This window comes from Sphingosinicella sp. BN140058 (genome assembly GCF_004135585.1).
Classification (GTDB): Bacteria; Pseudomonadota; Alphaproteobacteria; order Sphingomonadales; family Sphingomonadaceae; genus Allosphingosinicella.
On the sequence record NZ_CP035501.1, the window covers coordinates 5,357,595 to 5,378,641 of the forward strand.

14 protein-coding genes are annotated in these 21,047 nt (G+C 67.6%); 13 read left to right on the forward strand and 1 reads right to left on the reverse strand.

Features of this window, described 5'->3' with window-relative positions; translation table 11 throughout:
- The first annotated feature begins 8 nt into the window (after positions 1–8).
- The 13 genes from ETR14_RS24340 to ETR14_RS24400 are packed head-to-tail and all read left to right on the forward strand — an operon-like array spanning position 9 to position 20,010.
- Complete coding sequence (locus ETR14_RS24340; RefSeq protein ID WP_129390178.1) at positions 9–710, forward strand: LysM peptidoglycan-binding domain-containing protein; 702 nt, start codon at positions 9–11, stop codon at positions 708–710.
- Positions 688–1,806 (forward strand): phage late control D family protein, encoded by a 1,119-nt coding sequence (locus tag ETR14_RS24345; RefSeq protein ID WP_129390181.1) that lies wholly within the window; start codon positions 688–690, stop codon positions 1,804–1,806. Before ETR14_RS24340 ends, ETR14_RS24345 begins: the two co-directional genes overlap by 23 nt.
- On the forward strand, positions 1,803–2,438 hold the full coding sequence (locus tag ETR14_RS24350) for a phage baseplate assembly protein V (protein ID WP_129390184.1): 636 nt from the start codon (positions 1,803–1,805) through the stop codon (positions 2,436–2,438). The genes ETR14_RS24345 and ETR14_RS24350 overlap by 4 nt, the downstream gene beginning before the upstream one ends.
- Positions 2,438–2,737, forward strand: a complete 300-nt coding sequence (locus ETR14_RS24355; RefSeq protein WP_129390187.1) for a PAAR domain-containing protein — start codon at positions 2,438–2,440, stop codon at positions 2,735–2,737. The genes ETR14_RS24350 and ETR14_RS24355 overlap by 1 nt, the downstream gene beginning before the upstream one ends.
- Position 2,738: 1 nt before the next feature.
- Positions 2,739–3,155 (forward strand): GPW/gp25 family protein, encoded by a 417-nt coding sequence (locus ETR14_RS24360; protein WP_129390190.1) that lies wholly within the window; start codon positions 2,739–2,741, stop codon positions 3,153–3,155.
- Positions 3,152–8,119: a baseplate J/gp47 family protein gene (locus ETR14_RS24365; protein WP_129390193.1), complete on the forward strand. Its 4,968-nt coding sequence runs from the start codon at positions 3,152–3,154 to the stop codon at positions 8,117–8,119. The genes ETR14_RS24360 and ETR14_RS24365 overlap by 4 nt, the downstream gene beginning before the upstream one ends.
- Entirely contained in the window at positions 8,116–9,987 is a 1,872-nt protein-coding gene (locus tag ETR14_RS24370) for a baseplate J/gp47 family protein (RefSeq protein WP_129390195.1), read from the forward strand. The genes ETR14_RS24365 and ETR14_RS24370 overlap by 4 nt, the downstream gene beginning before the upstream one ends.
- On the forward strand, positions 9,984–11,975 hold the full coding sequence (locus ETR14_RS24375; RefSeq protein ID WP_129390197.1) for a phage tail protein: 1,992 nt from the start codon (positions 9,984–9,986) through the stop codon (positions 11,973–11,975). The genes ETR14_RS24370 and ETR14_RS24375 overlap by 4 nt, the downstream gene beginning before the upstream one ends.
- Positions 11,976–11,995: 20 nt before the next feature.
- Positions 11,996–13,600, forward strand: a complete 1,605-nt coding sequence (locus tag ETR14_RS24380; protein WP_129390199.1) for a hypothetical protein — start codon at positions 11,996–11,998, stop codon at positions 13,598–13,600.
- Positions 13,597–14,883: a hypothetical protein gene (locus tag ETR14_RS24385; protein ID WP_129390201.1), complete on the forward strand. Its 1,287-nt coding sequence runs from the start codon at positions 13,597–13,599 to the stop codon at positions 14,881–14,883. The genes ETR14_RS24380 and ETR14_RS24385 overlap by 4 nt, the downstream gene beginning before the upstream one ends.
- Positions 14,884–14,901: 18 nt before the next feature.
- Complete coding sequence (locus ETR14_RS24390) at positions 14,902–18,798, forward strand: hypothetical protein (protein WP_129390202.1); 3,897 nt, start codon at positions 14,902–14,904, stop codon at positions 18,796–18,798.
- A gap of 11 nt (positions 18,799–18,809) precedes the next feature.
- Positions 18,810–19,445: a hypothetical protein gene (locus tag ETR14_RS24395; protein WP_129390204.1), complete on the forward strand. Its 636-nt coding sequence runs from the start codon at positions 18,810–18,812 to the stop codon at positions 19,443–19,445.
- A 28-nt stretch (positions 19,446–19,473) separates the two neighbouring features.
- Positions 19,474–20,010 (forward strand): hypothetical protein, encoded by a 537-nt coding sequence (locus ETR14_RS24400; protein ID WP_129390206.1) that lies wholly within the window; start codon positions 19,474–19,476, stop codon positions 20,008–20,010.
- On the opposite strand, the gene ETR14_RS24405 is transcribed toward ETR14_RS24400, so the two are convergent.
- Positions 20,007–20,678, reverse strand: coding sequence for a response regulator transcription factor (locus tag ETR14_RS24405; protein ID WP_129390208.1), 672 nt, complete (start codon positions 20,676–20,678; stop codon positions 20,007–20,009). The genes ETR14_RS24400 and ETR14_RS24405 overlap by 4 nt on opposite strands.
- Positions 20,679–21,047: the final 369 nt, after the last annotated feature.

The window sequence follows — 21,047 nt, forward strand, 5'->3', positions numbered from 1 at the left end:
AGGGGCGGATGGGGCTCGCCAAGGCTTATGTCGAGATACGTGCCGGATCGCGCAAGGGCGAGCGGCTGCAGGTACTGTTCAATCCGGCCGAATACAGTCTGGAACGGGCCAATGCCTACAAGTCGACGGCCTTGCCGGGCCTCGGCAGTCCGCTCATCCAGTTCGTCAACGGCGATGCGCAGACCCTGTCGATGGATCTTTTCCTCGACGATTATACCGACCCGGAAGGTCCGCTCGAGGATCTGCTCAGCCTGACCGGCGGGGTGCCGAAGAGCGTTCGCGAGCGGATCGACGCCTTCACCGCGCTGCTCGACATCGCGCCCGAACTGCACGCGCCGCCGCCGGTGCGTTTCGTCTGGGGGCCGTTGCGCTTCGATGCCGTCATCGAAAAGATCGGGCGCAAGGCGAACCTGTTCCGCCCCGACGGCACGCCTGCCCGGGCGACCCTCTCCGTGGCCTTCCGTGAATACCGGCCCTTGTCGCGCGACGCACCGCAGGTTCGGCTCGAATCGACCGATCGCACCAAGCGCCGCCAGATCAACGCCGCCGAATCGATCTGGCTGATTGCCGACAAGGAATATGGCGATCCCCGTCACTGGCGGGTGATCGCCGAAGCGAGCGACGTGGACGAACCCCGCAGCCTGCAGCCTGGCGACTGGCTGCTGCTGCCGCCGCTGGAGGCGAGCGATGCTCCGAACCGCCCGTTCTAGCGCCGCGCCCGGCCTCTACGTCCCCGGCGCGTCGATCGATCTCGGCGCGTTCGACCAGGACATGCGGCTGAGCCATGGCCTCGTCTTCACCCAGGTCGAAGTGGATCTCCAGCTCAGCGTCGCCGGCCAGTTCCGCTTCACCATCCCGCATGCGTTCGACGCCGAACGCGGCGACTTCTTCACCCCCTTCGGCAAGCCGCTGATGCCGCTTCTGAAGCTCGGTACGCGGGTGTGGATCCGGATGGGCTACGGCGACCGGGCGCAGCAGACGCCGCTCTTTGCCGGCTTCATCACGGCGCTCGGCACCGGCTTTGCCGAAGGCGGCGCGCCCGAGGTGGAGGTCTCCGGAACCGACGCCACCTATCTGATGACGCTCGGCACCAAGGAGCATCGCTTCGAGAGCAAGAGCGTGCGCGATGCCGTCGCCCTCGTGGCGCAGCAGAACGGCTTTTCGCTCAAGTTCAGCGGCACGCCGCCGAGCAACGTGACGCTCGATTCCAATCTCCAGACCGACCTCGAATTCCTCGGCAAGCTCGCCCAGAACTTCTCGACACCGCAGCAGAAATGGGAGTTCTTCGCACGGCCTCGCAAGAGCGGTGACGAGCTTCATTTCAGACCCCGCAGCGAGATCGAGCCGCCGCTCGCGACTCTGAAATGGGGCGTCGACCTGCTCAGCTTCAAACCGGAGATCAACCTCGGCAATCAGGTCAGCAAGGTCGAGGTGCACGGCTGGGACGAGCTCAAGAAAGAAAAGATCCTCGGAGTCGCCACCGCCGACGGGCAGGGCGGCAAGCCCGGCGGCGACATCCAGCGCGCCGCGTTCGGCCGCGAGACGGTGCTCGAGCTCAGGCTGCCAGTGAAATCGAAGGAAGAAGCCGACCAGCGTGCGGCGGCGGCGCTCGCCAAGCGCACCAACGATCTGGTCAAGGGCGACGGCGAGACTCTCGGCTTTCCCGAATTGCTGCCGGATACCAGCGTCGCTTTGGTTGGTCTCGGCGAGCAATTCTCCAAGACCTATTACGTCACCAAGACCGTCCACCGATATGACAGCGGCGGCTACCGAACCCGGTTCTCGATCGAGAGGCCGGCAGCATGAACGAACTCCTCTTCGATCTCGAGGCGCATCGCGAGGCGGGCGGCAGCGTCGCCGGCGTCGCGACCGGGACGGTGACCGACAATCAGGATCCCGAGCAGCTCGGCCGAGTCAAGCTGAAGCTGCCGTGGCGGGCAGACGATTTCGAATCCGACTGGGCCAGGGTGGTCACGCCGATGGCCGGCAACGGCCGCGGCCTCTATCTGCTGCCCGAGGTCGGCGACGAGGTGCTGGTCGCGTTCGACCGCAACGACATCCGCTATCCCTATGTGCTCGGGGCGTTGTGGAGCCGCACCGACGCGCCGCCCGACGGCGCCGCGACGAGCGAAAACGACATACGGATGCTGCGCACGCGCAAGGGCCACGTGCTCAAATTCGACGATGCCAAGGCGAAGGGCGCAATCACCATCGAGCTCGACGACGGCAAGAAGATCGAGATCGACGACGACGGCATCCGCCTGTCGGATGGAATGAGCAAAGTGACGATGGACGCCAAGGCGGGATCGGTGACGATCGAGGCGGCCCAGTCGCTGAACCTCAAGGCGCCAAAGATCACCGTCGAGGCATCGGCGACCCTGGAGCTCAAGGGCGGCGGCGCGCTCAGCGCCAGCGCCGGCATCGTGAGGATCAACTGATGGGCCAGCCTGCTGCCCGCGTCGGCGATCCCACCGGACACGGTTCGCCGCTTGCGCCCGGCCCCGGCGCGCCGACGGTGCTGATCGGCGGCAAGCCGGCCTGGCGTGCCGGCGCCGACGTTCACGTCTGTCCCTTGGTCGACGGGGTCAAGCCGCATGTCGGCGGCGTGGTCGCCTTGGGCAGCGCGACCGTGCTGATCGGCGGACTGCCCGCAGCCCGCCAAGGCGACCAGATCGTCGAAGCCGGCGCCCCCAACCCGATCGCAGTGGGCGATCCCACCGTGCTGATCGGAGGCTGAGATGGACGCCGGCCGCCAGCGCGACTTCCTCGGGATCGGCTGGAGCTATCCGGTGGCGACCGATCCGCTCAGCGGCGATGTCGCGCTGTCCGCCTACGAGCGCGACATCAAGGAAGCGATCCGGATCATCCTGGAGACGGCGCCCGGCGAGCGCGTGATGCGCCCCCGCTTCGGCTGCGGCATCCACGATCTCGTGTTCGAGGAGATGAGCGCCACGACCCTGTTCGGAGTCGAGGCCGCGGTGCGCGAGGCGCTCACCCTGTTCGAGCCCAGGATCGAGCTCCAGGACGTGAACGTCGATCCGTTCCAGGCGACCAGCGGCATGCTGATCGTCTCGATCACCTACCGGGTCCGCCGGACCAACCAGATCGACAATCTGGTCTACCCCTTCTTTTTCAAGGAAGGAGGACAGCCATGAGCGCGCCGCTCGACGGACGGCGTGCCCACGCCCTGCTCGAAGACATGCTGCGGCGCGCCCGGATCGCGCTGCCCCGCGACGGACAACCCGCCGAACCGGGCGAAGTCACCCGTGCCATCCTCGATGCGGCGGCGCGGATCGGCGAAGAGGTGACGCTCCGGCTGGACCGTGTTCCGGACAAGCAGGCCGACAATTTCTACACGGCGATGGGCCTCGGCCGCGATCCGGCGCGACCGGCGAAGCTCCCCGTCGCCTTCGAACTCGCCGAACGTGCGACCGCCGGATTGCTGGCGCCTGCCGGAACCCGCTTGAGCGTCGATGGTCCGGATGGACCGGTCGTGTTCGAGACCGAGCACGGCATCGAGCTCGTCCAGCACCGGATCGCGGCTCTCGCTGCGGTCGATGCGGCCGACGATACCATCTTTCTCGCCGCGAAGAGCGTGGTCGCGGGAAAGCTGCCGCGATCGGCGCCGCTGCGCCGCATGGTCCGCGGTGACGTCGGTGCCGGAGCGGCCAAGATCCAGCTCGATCCGGCCCTAGGCCTCGAAGCCGGCATGACCCTGCGGCTCGGCACCGCAGCCGACGCTCCCGAGCATGACGTCGTCGCGGTGGAAGGCGATCTGGTGACGCTGACACCTCTGCTCGGCGCTGCCCTCGCCGACGGCAGCGCGGTCAGCGAAGTGATTTCCTTCGCACCCTTTGCCGTCGGCGCCCGCAATCGGCAGGCGCATGCTCTGTATCTCGGCCATCCGACCTTGCTCGACATCGCGGCCGAGGCCACGATCGGCGTCACCGGCCTGTCGTTGCCGGCCGAAGCGGCGTGGAGCTGGTGGGGCAAGCTCGAGGGCGACGACGCAGCCGGCTGGCACCCGCTGCGGGCGACGACACTCGGTTCCGGCCTCGCTCTCGCCAAGGCCAAAGGCGCTCCCGAGGAGCGCGAGGTCGGCGGACGGACGAGCTTCTGGATCCGCGCCGCTTTGCCGGGCCCGTCGGCGTCCGCCGCGCGCGCGCAGGAGGTGCGGATCAGCGTTTCCGGCAGCGGCCGCTGCGGCGTGCCGCATGGCCAGCGCTGCAGCATCGCCGCAGACAGCCAGCCGATCGGCTATGAGGCGATCGCGGTGACCACGCCGATCGTGCCCAACCAGCCTTACCACCCGTTCGGCCGCGAGCCGCGGATCTTCGACAGCTTCTACATCGGTTCGAAGGAGGTGTTCGGAAAGGCGGGCGCCGAAGTCGACCTCTGCATCACGCTCGGCGGGCCGAAATTCGGGCGCCTAGCCAGCGTTGAGGGCGGCGGCATCCTGCAGGTGTTCGGGGTCGGCGCCGACGGCCTCGTCTACCGCGCCTCCTTCGGCAGCGGGATCGCGCGGCTCGATCCGCTGCCGCGCGAAGGCGATCCGCTTCCGGCTTATGCGGCCATTTCCGCCGTGCTGGTCGGCTTTCACGTTCATCTGTTCGTCGGCCGTGAAAACGGCGTCGAGCGCGCCGTCTTTCCATTCTTTATCAGTGACGTGACGCGCGACATGGTGTCATGGACTTCGATCGAACCCGCCACTCCGATCGGTGCCGTCGGAGCGATCGTTGCCTTCCCCCTCGATTCACCGGTCTTTTATGCACTGGCGGGAACGGGGCTGCTCGAGGGGAGGGTAGCGGAGCAGGGCTATGCCCTGCACCCGATCGAAACCGATGCGCCCGTCCAGCGGCTGGTGCGGATCCAGGCGACGGGCGCCGCCTTGGTGGTCGAGGGAGAGAGTGATGCGCCGGTCACCTTGTGGCGCGCTTGGCCGGATACGGAGTGGCAGGAACTAAGCAGCGGCCGGACCTGGCCGCTCGAACGGCTCGCTTGCTGGGAGCATCCGGATTCCGGCGGCACGTTCATGGTCGGTGGTTTCGATCGGACCGGAGACGAAGACCGCTGGCAGGTCGTGTTTCACCAGCTCGAATCTGGCGATGCGCCGGTCCCGATCCCGGTCGACGAGGCCGATGTCGAGCCGGCGGAGATCACCTTCGAATGGTCGAACGTCGTCGAGGGCATACCGTCGGCGATGATCGCGACCACGACGCCGCGGCAGCTGATCCCAGTGGCGAGAACGGGTGGCGTCGAGTTCGTCACCGTCGAGGAACCGGAGCAGATCGGTGCCGGGGGCGGCGATGGCCGCGCCTTCGTGCTCGGCGGCGCGAGAACGGTGATCCCGCGTGCCGATCTCGGCCTGCTCCACCGTGCCGGATCCGGCCGTGTCATCAAAATGGCGGTCACTGCCCGCCTGACGTTGGCCCCCGAAGCCATCTTTCCCAACCGTAGCGGCGTGTACGCGACTCCGGAGGACAATTCCGACCGCAGCAATGGCGAGGCCTATGCCTGGGAGCAGAGCGATGGAGGCCGCTTCCGCCGGCTGATGCCAATGCGCCCGTTCGCCGGAGTGCCGTCGCCCCTCGGCCATGTCGACTTCTGGACTCTCGACCTCAGCCAGAAACTCGACCTCCAGATCAAGTGGACCGGCGTCACCGACGGGGAGGAGGAGGAAGGGGATCCCCGTGCGATCGTCCAGATCAGTCCGGAGGACCCATTTCCAGCCGCAACCACAGCTCTGACCATCCTCACCGCCGATCCGGGCCTTCCCGCTCCATCCGACTTCGGGATCTGGGATCTGGTGAAGACTTTCGATGCGCCGCTCGAGGAGCCGGATGCAGATGCCGAACCGGCCACCGCTTTCTGGACGGCGCTGGAATCCTTCCCGCAAACCGAGGCGCCACTGCCATTCTCGCTGCTCAAGCCCGCAGACGTATCCGGCGCCTTCGAAGCGATGACATTCGCCGATCCGGCCACCATCGAGGAGAGGCTGCGGCAAGGACCGCTGACGGTGCTCGGGACGGATCGACGCCTGCTCACATTGGAGGCGTTCTCACCCAATGTTCTGATGGCGCGGCTGTCGCATGATCTGATCGGCCTCGACGAAGCGGTCGACTTCGTCACCGCGCCGGCACCCTGGTCCTTCGTCGGGCCGGACCAGCCGTCCAATCCGGCGCTCTCCTGGGAATATTGGAACGGCCGGTCCTGGTGGGCGCTCGAATGGGGCGACACCACCGGCAACCTCCAGTCCGACGGCGGCATCTTCTTCCGGGTTCCCAAGGATCTTGAGGAAACGGAAGTGGGGGGACGCAAGAACCGGTGGATCCGTGCCCGCCTGGTCGGCGGCGATTATGGCGAAGCGCGCGTCACCGTCACCACCATTCCGGCAGGTGCCGGACAGCAGCAAAGCGTCACCCGGGATCTTAGCGCCATCCGTGCGCCGTACATCATCGCCCTGCGCATGGGCTATTGCGTCACCGAGCCGGCGCGACCCGAAACGATCCTCACCGAAGACAATCTCGGCATCATCGAGCGGACCGGCGCCAACGACGTCGATCTGCCGTTCCCGGTCTTCACCCCGGTGCGGGAGGCGATGAACCCGCCGGCGGCCCCGCAACCACCGGCGCCCGACCTCGAATGCGATCTGTGCCGGGAAGATGCGCAGCCCGACGCGCCGGAGCCGTCCGGTCCTGCGGGCGAGGATCCGCCGTCGGCACCTGCGGAGCGATCGCTGCTGATCGGCTTCGAACGTCCCGTGACAGCGATGCCGATCACGCTCTTCCTCGATGTTGCGCCGCTCGGCGGTTCCGGCGCTTTCACGGCGCATGTGCTGCGCGGCGGCCGGTTCGAGCCGGTCGAGATCGGCACCGATACGTCGCGCGCGGCCGGCGAGCCGGGGATCGTGTCGCTGTTCGTCGCCGCTCCGCCCGATCGGGCGACCCTGTTCGGCACCGAGGCGCATTGGCTCCGGCTCGGTGTCGCCGGGCAATGGTCGCCCCAGCTCAACGCAGTGCATCCCAATGCCGTCATGGCGCTGTCGGTGGACAGCCGCCGCAATGAGAGCGTCGGCAGCTCGTCGGGGGCGCCGGATCAATCCTTCCGGCTGGCCGCCGCGTCGGTCGAGGAGACGAGCCTGCAGCTGTTCGTCCAGGAAGATGTGGGAGAAGAGGAGGCGCAGTCGCTCGAGACCAGCCCGCAGATCGAGGGTCGTCCCGGGCCCTGGGTGCGGTGGCAGGCGGTCCCGGACGTACGCGATCGCGGTCCCTTCGAGCGAATCTTCGCGCTCGATTCCGAACAGGGTACGATCCGCTTCGGCGACGGCGTGCGGGGGCGAATCCCGCCGGCCGGCAAGCCGCTGGTCGCGGTCGCCTATCGACATGTGACCGGAACGGGCGGCAACCATGTCGCGGCGGGCGACGTGCTGACACCCATTTCGCCGCTGGCCGGAGTCGACAAGGTGGCGGCGCTGGACGCTTCGGCCGGCGGCAGCGATGTCGAAGGGATCGACGCGGCACGCCGCCGCGCCCCTGCCAAGCTCCGCCACGGTGGACGCATCGTCACCCTCGCCGATATCGAAGAGTTCGTCCGGGCGCGGTTTCCGCAGCTTGTGCAGGCACGGGCCCAGCCCTGGCGCGGAGGCGTGCGCCTGGTCGTCGTCGAACGCAGCGCGCCGCCGCCGCTGCCCGCCACCTTGCGGGAGATTGCTGCCGCAGTGCGCGAGGTCGCAAGCTATGGCCTCGCCGCGCCGGGCCGGCTGACCGTGGCGGGGGCGAGGCTGCTTCCGGTCGGGGTCACAGTCTCGCTGATCCCGGATGATCCCGACCGATTTGCCGATCTCGCCGCCGAGGTCCGGACCGCACTCGCTGCCTTGTTCGATCCGGCGACGGGCGGCCTTGCCGGCACCGGCTGGCCGCTCGGCGCCCGACCCGGCAAGGTGGATATCGCCGCAGCGCTGGCGGGCCTGGCGGATCGCGCGATCCTCTCCGAAATCGCGCTGGACCGGCGAGACCGGGCACAAGCGGAGCCTCTGCCTGAGCGCTTCCCGGCCGACGTGCTCGCAACCCTGTCGCGCGATGCGGTCATCGTCCGTCCGGCGCAGGAGGTCGCGGCATGATCCCGTTCGTGTCCCGCCTCGACGATATCGATTACGATCGGCTGGTCGAGATCGCGCGCAGCCGTCTGCCGGCGCTGGCGCCGCAATGGACCGACTACAACATCCACGATCCCGGCATCATGCTCGTCGAGCTGCTCGCCTGGATTGCCGACAGTCAGGTCTATTCGCTGGCAAGGGATCGCAAGGACGAGCGTCTCGCCATGGCCGCCCTGCTCGGCGTCGTGCCGCGCGGCGCGGTACCCGCATCCGGCGTGGTCTACCCGGTAGAGCCGCCCGAGGTCAGCCTGCCACTGCCGGCGGGGCGGCGAACCGTTCCCGTTCGGGCCCGCGCGCCTCGGGTCGAGACCGTCACCGCCGTCGATCTGCTGCCGATCGAGATCGTTCAGATCACCCTTGGAGAGGGCAGCGGGTCGTCGGAGGTGACCCGGATCAACGCCCGCGCAGGGGCCGGTTTCCAGCCGTTCGGGCCGCGCGCGGCCCCCGGGACTTCGCTGACGATTGCATTGGCGCTGAAATCGGGCGCACAGCCGCCTGCGGGCGAATGCCTGTTGTCCCTCGGCTTTGAAACGGACGTGAAGGGCGCGGCCGCGACCGGCCTTGGCGGCATCGACGCGGAACTGACGGGCTTCGGACCGCTGGTTCGTGTCTTCGACAGCAGCCACGACATGCAGACCAGCGGTGCCATGGTCTTCAAAGTCGCCGATGCCGCGCGGCTCGATGGCGGCGTAATCGTGCTTCGCCCGCGCCAGCCCGCCTCGCTGGTGCCGAGGCTGCTCCGCATCGACGTCAACGCCATTCCGGTCGTGCAGCGCGCCACGTTCGACGATGCCCTCGTCCTGCGCGGCAACGATCGCCCCGCGCAGAGCGTCATGATCGAGCCGGCGGGCCTGTTCGGAAGCGATGAGATGCCGTCGGCTGGTGACGCTGCGGCACCGCCCATATGGTCCCTCGTCGACAGCGATCCTGCCGCGCTGCGCGTGCGCACAATAGGGGGCGCCGCATGGCATCCGGCGCCGCTCGATCTGTGCGGACCAGCGGACGCCTGCTATGCGATGGACGAGCGTGCCGACGGCAGCGGGATCGCGCTGCGGTTCGGCAACGGGGTCAACGGCCGAAAGCCGGCACTGGATGAGACGCTCGCGGTGTCGCTCCGGCTGAGCTGCGGCCGTCGCGGCAACGTCGCAAGCCTGCTCGATTGGCGCGTCGATGGCTTGATCCCTGTCGTCCGCAACCGCGAGGGCTTCGCCGGCGGTGCCGACCGGGAGGATGTGGCCGCGGCATTGTCGCGGGCGCGCGCCCGGCTGCGCGACTCCCGGCTGCTCGCAACGTCGGCCCAGCTGCGGGGCGCCGTGGCGGGGCTGCCGGCCCAGTTCGGAGTGGGCCGGATCGAAGTCGAGGAAGGGTGGGAAAAGGGGCGGCGGACCCCGGCGAGCCCCGCCACCCGCACCCTTGTCGTCGCACGCGCGGACCATGGCACGGAAACGGCGGCCTGGCTGCGCGCGGTCGACCGCGCCGTGCGGCCGCGCATCGCCTTCGGAGAGCGTCTCGCGGTGATTGCGCCGGACTGGCGGCGTTTCCGGATCCGTATCGACGCGGTCTTCGCACCGCGCACCCTCGCGGCCGACGTTCGCGAGGCGGTGGAGGCCGACCTTGCACAGCGGTTCGATCCCGGTTCGACCACGGCATGGCCGATGGGGCGCGACGTCGACGCGACCGCCGTCGCCGGTTGGGTCCGCCGGGTGCCGGGCATCGCAGAGGTGCGTTCGCTCGCTCTGGTTTCGAACGCGGGCGCAGCCTTGGACACCGTGCCCGTCGGCCGCGGTGCGCTGCCCCTGCTCGAAGGCGTGGAGTGGGAGGCGCTGACATGACCGCGTCCGTCCCCGCTTATCGTTTCGAGACGCCGCAGCAATGGGCGGCCTGCCTCAGCACCGGGCTGCCCGAAGATCTGACGCTTGGCCCCGCGGACGGCGCGCCGGCCGATGTTGCGCTCGAGGGGGCGCCGGTGGTCGCGATCGCCGATGGCGGACTGCTCTGGCTGGACGAAGAGGGCGTGGTGCGCCGCGATGACTGCGCCGGGCCGCGGCTCGGGCCGGTGCGTCGCCTGGTGGCCGATGATCGTTCGGCGTGGTTGCTCACCGGGGATGCGCTCGTCCGGATCGACCCCGGATCGCTCCAGCACCTGGCAAGCTTCGATGCTGTCGGGGTAATCGACATCGCGGCCGACGGTCGTGGTGGCGTCTGGGAGCTGCGGGCCGATCACGTGACGCATCGCGGCGCCAATGGCCGCACCCTCGGCAGCCTGGCGCTTGCCGAACCCGGCGAGCAGATCGCCGCGGCAGGGTCGAACCTGTTCGTTTACGGATCTGCGCGCCTCCGCCGCCTGGCGGGGGACGGCAGCGCTGCCGCAGTCGAGATCGCGATCGATCCGGCGTTCCAGCCCGATCGCCTCGCCGGGGCGGGAACGCAGGTGCTGATCCAGGGGCGGTGGCAGTCGCCCGCGGGCGAGAAGCCCGGTTTCCTGCTGCTCGATGCCAATGGCGACACGATCGTGCGCGGCCGCTGGCAGGCGGATCCGCTCCTGTACCTGCTCTCGGCCAAGGGCATGCTTGCCCTTTTCCCAGGCGGCGTCCGCCGCCTCTACCCCGCTCTGGTCGGCGCGGGTGGACGTCGTTGGCTCACTCCGGCGATGGAAGCCGATACGCTTGCCGGCACCTGGCTTCGGGCCGAAGCCTCGGCGCGTCTTCCGGAAGGCGCGACCCTTCGGCTGCGCTGGGCTGCCAGCGCGGACGAGGGCCTCCGATCCGCGATCGACGCGCTGGCCGCGGACGAGACGCTCTCCCAAACGGCGCGGATCGCCGCCATCGACGCGCTGCTGCGGCCGTGCTGGTCGGACAAGACGCTGACCTATTCCGGCGCTGCGACCACAGCCGAGGGTCCGCCCGAGCGCTTCGCCTTTCCGCTGCACGAGGCGCAGGGGCATCTGCTCTGGCTCGAACTCAGCCTGCACCGCAACGAAGCTGCGTGCGCGCCAGGCCTCTCCGAACTTGCCGTGCTTCATGACGCGCCGAGCCTCGTCGATCACCTGCCCGCAATCTATCGTTCGCCGTCGGGCGATGGCGACGGCACGCTGAGGCGCCTCGTCGGCATTCTCGAAGCCACGACACAGGATCTCGACGAACGGATCGGCCAGCTGGCCGAACGGCTGTCCGCCCAGCGGAGCCCGTCTTCCGCGCTGGAGGCACTGGCCGAAATGCTCGGAATTCCGTTCCACCCCGGCCTTTCGACGACGATGCAGCGCGGCCTGATCGGCGCCGCACCCGGCATCCTGCTCGGTCGCGGGACCCGGGCGGGTCTGCAGGCGACGCTCGAAGCGCTGTTCGGCGCCCGCGCGTTCCGCATCGTCGACACGACCGAAAGGCTGATCCCGGTCGCGCTGGGGCTGAGCCGGCTGCCGGCGATGCTGAGCGGCGCGTCGGCGCGCGTGCCCCGCCTCAACGCCCGGCTCGTCCTCAACCGCACGCCTCTGTGCGGAGCAGCGGGCGACGGGCTCATCGCTCCGCCGTCGCCTGAAATCATCGTTGTCATCCCCGCGACGGCGCGCGAGCGCGCAAACCACGGCCAGGCCGTCGAGCACGTGCTCGCCGCGCTGATTCCGGCAGGGCTGAGGCTTCGGGTGCGATGGATCGTCGGCACGGCGACCACACGCCCCGTCACCGCCGACGTGCTTTCGATACCCGCTGCGCCAGCGCCGTTGCGCTTCGGGGACGGGCAGCGGCTGGGGGCGGCGACACTTGCCGGCGAACGCCGTCCGCGCCTGGCGGACGACGGCATTCGCATCGGACATCGGCTGGTTTGACCGGAGAAAAGGAGGCTCGGATGAGCGGCGAACATGAGGAAGAGGGACCAAGAACGGCAGGTGTTTGCGGCCGTTGCAGCCCGACGGAACGCAACCGCTACTTCCGCGGCAAATTGCTGACCGTCTCCGATTATCAGACCGAGCAGAGTTACATGATCGGGCGCCGGCGGCTGATCAACCGGGCGATGCTCGGCTGGGGGGTGGTCGCCGGCTTCGAGCTCCGCCACGACGAGGCTGTGCTGACCATCGGCACCGGAGTCGCGCTCGATCGTGCCGGGCGCGAACTGCTCGCCTGCGAGCCCGTCCGGCTCGAGCAGGCACGCGACCTGATCTGGCTTGGTCGCGGCACCTGCGGCTACGAGGCGCAGCCGGTGCCCGGGGAGGAGCAGGAGCGATCGCGGCAGAGCCGGCGCGAAGATGGGGGTGAGGGGCAGGCCGGCGAGGCGCCAGGCGGTGAGGGCCCGCTTCATCTGCTGCGCGCCCATTATGCGGAGGTGCCGGTCGACGGTATCCGTGTCGACGATGGTTGCGGCGCCGCGACCTGCGAGGCCAACCACCTGTGCGAGACGGTGGTCTACTCGCTCGAGCCGATTGACGATTGCCGTAGCGGCCTGCCGGGCTGCCCCGACGGACGCACCGGGTGCAGACATTGCGATCCCGGCGAGAGCGAGGAGAAGCGGGAGGATCGGCAGGGCGATTACGACGACGGCCTGCCGCTCCTGCCGCAGGCCGGCGTCCACGATCGCGGCCCGCAGGAGCGGCTCTGCCTGTGGAGCGAGCAACGCCGGGAGGCGCTCTGCATCGGCGAGGAGGAACGGCGGGACTGCCACGATCCGTGCCGCCGCGACAAATTGCACAAGCACGGCTGCCTCTGGGTGGATCTCGACGCCGGGATACCGCTCGCCTGCGTCACCGTGGCCGTCGATCCTTGCGGCGACCCGGTGATCGCCGGGATCACCGATGCCTGCCGTCCGCGCCGGCTGGCACGGCCCAACGAGATGCTGTTCGATCTGATCCGCGGGTGCGATCTCACCAGGATCGTCGACATCGGCTGGCGCGAGTGGCACGAGCGGGCCGACGCGGTCGTGCCGTTTGCCGCCTTTCGCGAGATGTTCCAGGCGCCGGAGGGGGAGCCGGGCGACGAAGTCGAACCCGGTCCTTCGCTCACCCGCTATTGGGTAGAAACTTCGGGGCCGGTGCGGGTCGACTCGCTTTCGCCGGACATCTTCACCATCCGCGTGCTCCATGGCGATGACGACGAGGGCTATCACAGCGTCTCGAGGATCATGGTCGACAGCGTCGTCCATGACGGCCCGCATCCGGGCGATCCGCCGGACACCACCCGCCGCTTCGCGCCGGCCGTTTCCGGCTATTTCTACAATGGCGAGCTTCAGCGCGGCCAGCGCGCCAAATTCCGGAGCGAGGTGATCGTCGAGATCGCGCTCGATGGCGACCGCGTGATCGATGCCGCCGGCCAGTGTCTCGACGCCAATCGCCGCGGCCGCAGCTTGCCCAGCGGCAACGGCGCCCCTGGCGGCAGCTTCACGTCGGAATTCAGGGTCAGGCCGGGGCCGCGAGGGGGCGAGAGCCCCGCGCCCGTGGTCGAGCAGGGAGAGGCGAAATGACTCACGATTGCAATTGCCACGGCGCAGGCGGGAAACTCTCGCAGACGAGGGTGGGCGCGCTCGAGCGGCCGCGCTACGCACCCGGCCTGATCCTCGAAGATTCCGATCTCACTGCCGCAGTCGATTATACACGCGAACTCAATCGCCTGCTGTTCCGATCCCTGTTCGGCTGCGGCGTCGTTTGCGGGCTGACGGTGGAAGCCGAGGAGGATTGCGGGCTCGGACTCGTCGTTGCGCCCGGTCTTGCCCTCGACGGCTGCGGCGACCCGCTGCACCTGCGCGAGCCGGTTCGCTTCAAGCTGGACGAGCGCGATGGCGTACCACGTCGCGGCGATCCGCGTGCCCGCGACTTCTGGGTGATCGCCTGTGCCGGCGAGAAGAGCTGCCGGCCGCGCTCGGTCGTCTGCGACGAAGACGATCTGCAGGATTTGCAGCAGGCGACCCGGACACGCTCCATCGTCGACATCTCGGTCACCGCCAAGCCGCCAAGCTGCGTCTGCGGCTGCGCCTCCTACGATCCGGCGGGCGAGATTGAGGGCGCGGAGAGCGACGATGCCCGGCGGCGGGCCCTCGACGCTTATGCCTCGAAGCTGTTGCCCGCCTCGAATGGCGAGGCCGGGGCCTATGATTGCTGTTCGGATCCGTTCGGCTGCCACGGCCCGCATCGCGGCGACCCCGGCTGCGCGGCCGATTGCGGCTGTGGCGATCCATGCGCATGCGGTTGCTGCGTGCTGCTCGCCTGGGTCCACTGGTTCCCGATGGAAGGCGACGACGAAAGCACGCGCGGCTGGGGCGTGCTCCACAATGGAGTCCGCCGCTTCGTCCGGCCGAGCCTGCTCCCCGATCCGCTCGCCGGGATCGATCGGCGACCCGGCAACAGGCTGCAGACCAAGGAGAGTGGCGGCCAATATGGACAAGACTCGGAGGTTCCCGAGCCTCGGGTCGATGGCCGGGCCACGGCAGGTAGTGCGCCTGCTCAGGCGACGGCGGACGCGGTTCCATCCGCCGCCGAAAGGGCAGCCGGGACGCCCACGATCGGTGCTGCGAACGCAATCACCGCAGAGCGGCCCCAGGCGGCTGCGGAGAAGCGCACCGTCCCCGAGGCCGATCGCCCCACCGGGGAGAAGCAGGGCGCCGCGGAACACGTCGGTGCCCAGCAGACTGACGCTTCCTCCGCGGCCTCGGCAACCGCGCCGGGAGCTGCCCCGCAAGGGCCCGCCGGTTCCGCGAAGCGTCGGCGCGGGCGAGGCGCAGCGCCTGCGATGGTGGAAGGGCGCGGCTGAACGAAAAGAGGTGAGGGCGTGCCACCTGTTCGCCAGGCTCCCAAGACTCCGGCACCGGCGGCGCGGGCTCCGACCCGCAAGCCGGTGGCGGCGAACGCGCCCTCGACGGGCGCGGTGCTCCAGGCGCGCCTCGGCAACGCCGCCCTGCAGAAGTTGACAGTCCCGCGCGCGGCAATGCCGGCGACGCGGAGCGGCGGCAGCCTGTTTCCGGCCTTCAGCCCCTCGCCGGATCGCCGTGGCGCCGCCCCGGCTTCGACGGCGCGCAAGGCGGGGGAAGCCGAAGCCGGGCAGGGCAAGGGGCGACGCAAGGGCAAAGGCGCGGTGCCCGTGGATGGCAAGGCGGCCGCCGAGGCGGCGCCCGCCGCCGAGGACAAGGAGGCAAATGGGCCTGCGATCGCCATGCACGTGCCGGAGCCCCCATCCAAGCCGTCCCCGGCGACGGCCAAACGGATCGCCGGGGTCAAGGCGCGCGCCGGCGGTACCGCCGCGGCACAGGGGACTTTGCCGCCGGCATCGGAGCAGGTCGAGGATGCGCAGCAAGCGGTGACGCCGCCCGACGCCGAACGGATCGCCGCGGCGCGGGCGGAGCTGATCGCCACCGTCAAGGCCGCGCCCAACCCGGCGATCGTCAAGCTTTGTGAGCGCATCCGTCAGGTGATCCGGGACAAGCGTCCGCCCGACGAAGATGCTTTGATGGAGGCCAAGCCCGAGGAAGCGGCAAAGGAAGCAGGGAGCGAGCTCAACGCGACGGTGGAGGGCGAGACCAAAAAGGTCGAGGCCAATTACGGCGCGATGAACGACAATCCCGCGCCTGCTCCGGCGGTGCCGGGCGCGCCGATCCCGCCGCAGCCCGCCGCGGCCGAAACCCCGCCGATCAACGCCAGGGCCGGCGTGCCGGACGCCGTGCCGGCGGACAAAGTCTCGCTCGACAAGGATGCCGAGAACGCGCGCAAGCAGGCGGATCAAGCCGGCATGAACAAACCGGCGGCGCAGCTCGTCCAGAGCGGGCCGATCGGAGAGGCACGCAGCGCCCAGGGCGAACTGGACCAGGCGGCGAAGGAGGATCCGGCGCTGGTCCTCGCCAAACAGCAGGAGGCCCTCGCCAAGGCCGATGCCGACATGGGCAGCCTGCAGGCGCAGGCGCTGGCGGCGCTGACCGCATCGCGCGGCGGCACCGTCGGCAAGACCGCCGAAGGCCAGCGGGGGATGGTCGGCACCGAAGCCGAGATGCGCGCCAAGGCGGGCGGCGAGGCGAAGACGATCTTCGACGAAGCGCAGAGCGCGGTGAAGGGGCTGCTCAAGGACGTCTCGTCCAATGCGATGGCCAAGTGGGAGGAGGCCAAGAACGCGCACACCCGTGCGTTCAAGGCCGATCTCAAGATCGTCCAGGACCGGATCGACGAGCGCCATTCCGGGGCCGGCGGGTTCGTCGTCGGAATCTGGGACGCGATCACCGGCCTGCCGGATTGGGCGATCGAAGCCTACGACAAGGCTGAGAAGAATTTCGGCGACGGCGTCATCGCCAAATTGCTGGAGATCTCGCAGGAGGTCGAATCGATCATCGCCGCCTGTCAGACGATCATCGACAATGCGCGCACCCGGATCGCAAAGATCTTCAAGGACTTGCCACCATCCCTTCAGACGTGGGCTGCGCAGGAACAGGCGGGCTTCGAGAAGAAGCTCGATGGGCTGAAGACGGAAGTCGCCGCCGCCCGCGATTCGTTCACCAAGGACCTCTCCCAGCGCGCCAGCGAGGCGGTCGACGAGGTTCGCACCGAAATTTCCGAGCTGCGCAAGAAGGCGGGCGGCCTGCTCGGCCGGATCGCCGACGCGATCCGCCGCTTCGCCGACGATCCTGCCAAATTCATCATCGACGGGCTGCTCGAACTGCTGGGGATATCGCCGCCGGCCTTCTGGGCGATGGTCGCCAAGATCAAGAAGGTGATCAACGACATCGTCGATGATCCGATGGGCTTCGCCAACAACCTGCTCAGCGGCATCGGCCAGGGCTTCAGCCTGTTCTTCGACAATTTCGGCAGCCACCTGATCCGCGGGTTCCTGACCTGGCTTCTCGGCGACCTCAAGGACGTCCAGGTTCCCAAGGACCTGTCGCTGAAGAGCATCGTCACCTTCTTCCTCCAGATCATGGGCATCACCTGGCCCAACATCCGCAAGATCATCGCCAAGAAAATCGGCGAGAAGAACGTCGCCCTGATCGAGAAGGTCTACTCGCTCGTGTCGCTGCTGATGGAGAAGGGGCCCGAAGGCATCTTCGAGATGATCAAGGAGAAATTGAACCCGCAGGCGATCGTCGATCAGGTCGTGCAGATGGCGGTGGAGTTCATGGTCACCGCGATCGCCAAACAGGTCGCGGCGCGGTTGCTGCTGCTGTTCAATCCGGCCGGCGCGATCCTTCAGGCGATCGAGGCGATCTACCGCGTGTTGAAATGGGTGTTCCAGAACGCGGCCAAAATCTTCACCCTGATCGAGACGATCGTGAACGGGCTCGCCGACATCGTCGCCGGCAATGTCGGCGGCTTCGCCAAGGCGGTCGAACGCGGCCTGGCGATGCTGATCCCGCCGGTGCTCGGCTTCATCGCGGACTATTTCAGCCTTGGCGACCTGCCCAAGATGGTTGCCAAGCAGATCAAGAGCTTCCGCGAGTGGATCCTCGGCCTGATAGAATCCGCCTTCGACTGGCTGATCGCCAAAGGCAAGGCGCTGCTTGCGGCCCTCGGCATCGGCAAGAAGGACAAGGACAAGGACAAGGCCGAGGGCGGCTTCGACGGGCAGATTGGCGAAGTTGTTCACTGGAACGCAGAGGACGAATCACACGAGCTCTGGATCGCCGACACCGGCGGGAGCGTCGAGGTGATGATGGCAAGCGCGGACAAGGGGCCCGTCCGGAGTAAGCTTACCAAATACGAGAATATGGCGGCCTCGTTGAAGGGCCCGAACGCAAAGGAGAGGAAGGAGAGAGTCGCCGGAGCGGTCATTGAGGCGCGCAAGATCCTGGCAAGCACGCTGGCGGCAGCTCAAGCTGCCAAGGCTGCGACCAAGAAGGAGGATCCCAAGCCCAAGGAGATCGAGGCGAAGGATGACGAGACGGAATCCTGGGAAGATCTGCTTTGGCCCCAGCTGCAGATCATCCAGATCGCACTTCACCTCATCGAGATACCGAAGACGATCATACCCTCCGGCGGTGGTCAGGCATCCAGCGTGACGGCCGAGCCGCTCACCAAGAAGGGATCCGGCGGAAGTCGGCCGCGGGGCAAGCTGCGTGGTTGGGACCACGTTCTCCACATCGACCATGAATTGCTGAATGCCAAGACCGCGCAATGGGGTCCTGCATATTGGGTGGCTGCGCACCTCGTCAGCGAAAAACTGCACGGCCCCGGAGACCCCTGGAATACGACACCGATGAGGAAGGTCGATAATAAAGCGATGGAACGTCAGGTCGAAAGTGACGCGATCGCGCGGATCGGCCAGGACGAGGTTCTCTATTATGCGTCCAGCGTTTCGTACCACAGCGGCCCCATTCTGGAGGATTTCCCAAGCAGCATTACTATCGAGTGGGGTTCGCTCCGCTTCGACAGGGGAAGCTGGGTGCGCGGTGAGGCATTCACCCCATTTGCGGCGACCCTTCATCCTCCTCCGCTGGACCCTAACTTCATACCTGACATCAACGATATTCGTCGGGCCGGTCTGGTGAAGCGAGGAGTGCCTCTCCGGTTCGCAATGGCCATGGACACGGAACGCGACGCTGGAGGCGCCTTCAAGAGCGAGCTCGACTTCATCGATCGTATGGGCAATTTCTATCGTGGCAGAGGGGGCGCTGCGGATACGAAACTGAACGAGGGCATTGGCAGCGTCTTGGGTTTGGTCGGTGATAAGAAGCTCCAATTCGGAAAGTAGGATGAAAGCGGATGAGCAGCAGCGGCGAGGGGCATGCGACCGGAGCGGCACGACTGCGGATGATCGCACGCGCGATGGAAAAAAATGCCGGTTTCGAAGCAAGCTTCGAAGAATGGCCCATCATGGCGCCGTCTGAAATCGACGAGTGGGAAAAGGTAGTGCGAGAGGAGGCGGCGATAGCTGACTACGAAATCCCTGCCGCCGTACGGACCTTCTATGCCGAGACCGGCGGCCTATCTTTACAGTGGGTCCGCAAACATTCGGCTGACGCGGCCCGAGGCGTTTGCCGGGTCGTGTCGCTTATTGAACTCTTTCAACGTGACGACGAGGCGGATATCGGGATGGGCGAGTGCCTGTCCAGCCCGCGACCCTTCGATATCGTACAGGAGCAGGAGTTCGTGGCATTGCTGCTTGATCCTCGGAGCTCCGCCGCGCCGCAGTTGGTGTACCTCGATCAGGCGCAGCAAAGTCTGGTCCCGCTCGACCTCGATCTGCCCTCCTACCTTGATCGAGCCGCCGAGCATTGCGCGGTGTTCCGGTGGCAGTTGCTCTATGGGACTGCCGTCCCGGCAACGTTGCGCCGAGAACTTGACGGAGCGGTTTCCGAGACTCGTGATGCGCTCGGTATGGGCCAGGTTCATAAGTGACGAGGCGACTTGTTTTAGGAGTTCCCGCATGAACCCCGATTTCGATCTCTGGCGCAGCGCGGATCTCGCGCGCTGGTTCTTGTTCGCAGTCGGCGACGAACTCCCAATAGGCGATCTCGCCATCACTGCGTTCGACGGGCGCACTGCCTGCGTCGACGCCCGGTGGGCAAGCCTGCACGAAGTGGGCGAGGGGGAGGGGCGGGAGTGGGCGCGCGAGGCCCTGGGCGAGGCGCTCGCCACGGTCCGGGCGCGCGTCGAGCACCGGATTGCCGTGGTTCGCGCCGAGACCATGGCAGCGCGCGCTGCACCCCTGACGCCGGAAACGGAGATCACCGCCGAGGCCGTGCCGGCGCTTTTCTGGTTGCTGAAGAGCCTTCCGGGCGTGCTGCGCGACGGACTGTCGGGGGATCCGCGGCGTGTCGGCGACGCCGAGGCAAGGCTCGGCGAGATCCAGACGCGGCTCAATCGCTCGGGCATCGCCGTCGGCAATCGTCTGGCGGGCTTCGCCGAGCGGCTCGATGGGCTCCGAAGCGAAGTCGGACGCCAAAGGCCCGACCGCCCCTAGGGCATGGTGCGGGCGAGGGCGGCGTCGCTGCCGAAATCCTCGTAGATCGATCGGGCAAGCTGTCCGCGCGTCGCGACACCCAGCTTGCCGAGAATGCTGTGCACATGCTGCTTGACGGTCGACTCGCTGAGCCGGAGCTCGCGGGCAATTTCCTTGTTCGACAGCGCACGGCTGACGAGCCTTGCCACTTCCTGTTCGCGTGAGGTGAGGGCGGCGCGGGCCGTGGCCGCCTGCCGCGAAGGCGGGATTGCCGGGCTGCGGAAAAGGCCCCGCATCATCGCTGCGGCGATTTCGGGCGAGCAGCGCAGGCGGCCGTCGATCGCGTCCTCGATCGTCCCGCAGAGCCGCTCCAGACCGTCTTCGCGGCGCACGTAGGCGCAGAAGCCCGCAGAGCCATGGGCAACCACCTCCGCTTCGCCTTCGACGAGGCCGAGCGCGACCAGCGGCAGATCGGGGAGCGTCCTGTGAAAGGCCCGAATCGGCTCGAGATCGAAGGATTGGGTGGTGTCGATGATGCCGAGCTGGACGGAAACCGGCGGCCGCGCCAGCATGTGCAATTCTTCCAGGCTCGAGGCCACGGTCAGGGAGATTGGCCGCGGACGCGCGGCAAGAGCGCGAGTCATCGCTTCTGCCAGCAAACGGACCGACGTCACGATTCCGACGCGCACATTCGTCTCCGGGTTCGCCTACACGAAGAAAGTGAGCGTTTTTCAATCTGGTACAGCCAGATCGATCCCACCCGAGGGGCGCAGTATAACCTAAGTTGCGCGTTCGTGCACGCGCCAAGACCTGAAAGGTCCATAATGATCTAATCATTTCGATCGGACAACATCTGGCGATGCTTAGCGGAGTGATTTGTCAATCGATCGCACATGCTTCGGGTCAGGGTTCGGCAATGGTCAATATCTATTCTGGTTTAGCGATGTTCGTGCATTTGCGGCTGTTGCTCTTGAGCGTGCAAGATATGGTGTGCCATGAAGCTTGAGTCCCAAGCAAGTGGGACGGGTTCCGCGGTTGGGAATGAACGCATGCAGAGG

Coding starts and splice junctions, on each gene's coding strand:
- ETR14_RS24350 (WP_129390184.1), top strand. CDS start 1,803: ATGAACGAACTCCTCTTCGATCTCGAGGCGCATCGCGAGGCGGGCGGC.
- ETR14_RS24365 (WP_129390193.1), top strand. CDS start 3,152: ATGAGCGCGCCGCTCGACGGACGGCGTGCCCACGCCCTGCTCGAAGAC.
- ETR14_RS24340 (WP_129390178.1), top strand. CDS start 9: ATGGGGCTCGCCAAGGCTTATGTCGAGATACGTGCCGGATCGCGCAAG.
- ETR14_RS24380 (WP_129390199.1), top strand. CDS start 11,996: ATGAGCGGCGAACATGAGGAAGAGGGACCAAGAACGGCAGGTGTTTGC.
- ETR14_RS24345 (WP_129390181.1), top strand. CDS start 688: ATGCTCCGAACCGCCCGTTCTAGCGCCGCGCCCGGCCTCTACGTCCCC.
- ETR14_RS24385 (WP_129390201.1), top strand. CDS start 13,597: ATGACTCACGATTGCAATTGCCACGGCGCAGGCGGGAAACTCTCGCAG.
- ETR14_RS24370 (WP_129390195.1), top strand. CDS start 8,116: ATGATCCCGTTCGTGTCCCGCCTCGACGATATCGATTACGATCGGCTG.
- ETR14_RS24355 (WP_129390187.1), top strand. CDS start 2,438: ATGGGCCAGCCTGCTGCCCGCGTCGGCGATCCCACCGGACACGGTTCG.
- ETR14_RS24375 (WP_129390197.1), top strand. CDS start 9,984: ATGACCGCGTCCGTCCCCGCTTATCGTTTCGAGACGCCGCAGCAATGG.
- ETR14_RS24360 (WP_129390190.1), top strand. CDS start 2,739: ATGGACGCCGGCCGCCAGCGCGACTTCCTCGGGATCGGCTGGAGCTAT.
- ETR14_RS24395 (WP_129390204.1), top strand. CDS start 18,810: ATGAGCAGCAGCGGCGAGGGGCATGCGACCGGAGCGGCACGACTGCGG.
- ETR14_RS24400 (WP_129390206.1), top strand. CDS start 19,474: ATGAACCCCGATTTCGATCTCTGGCGCAGCGCGGATCTCGCGCGCTGG.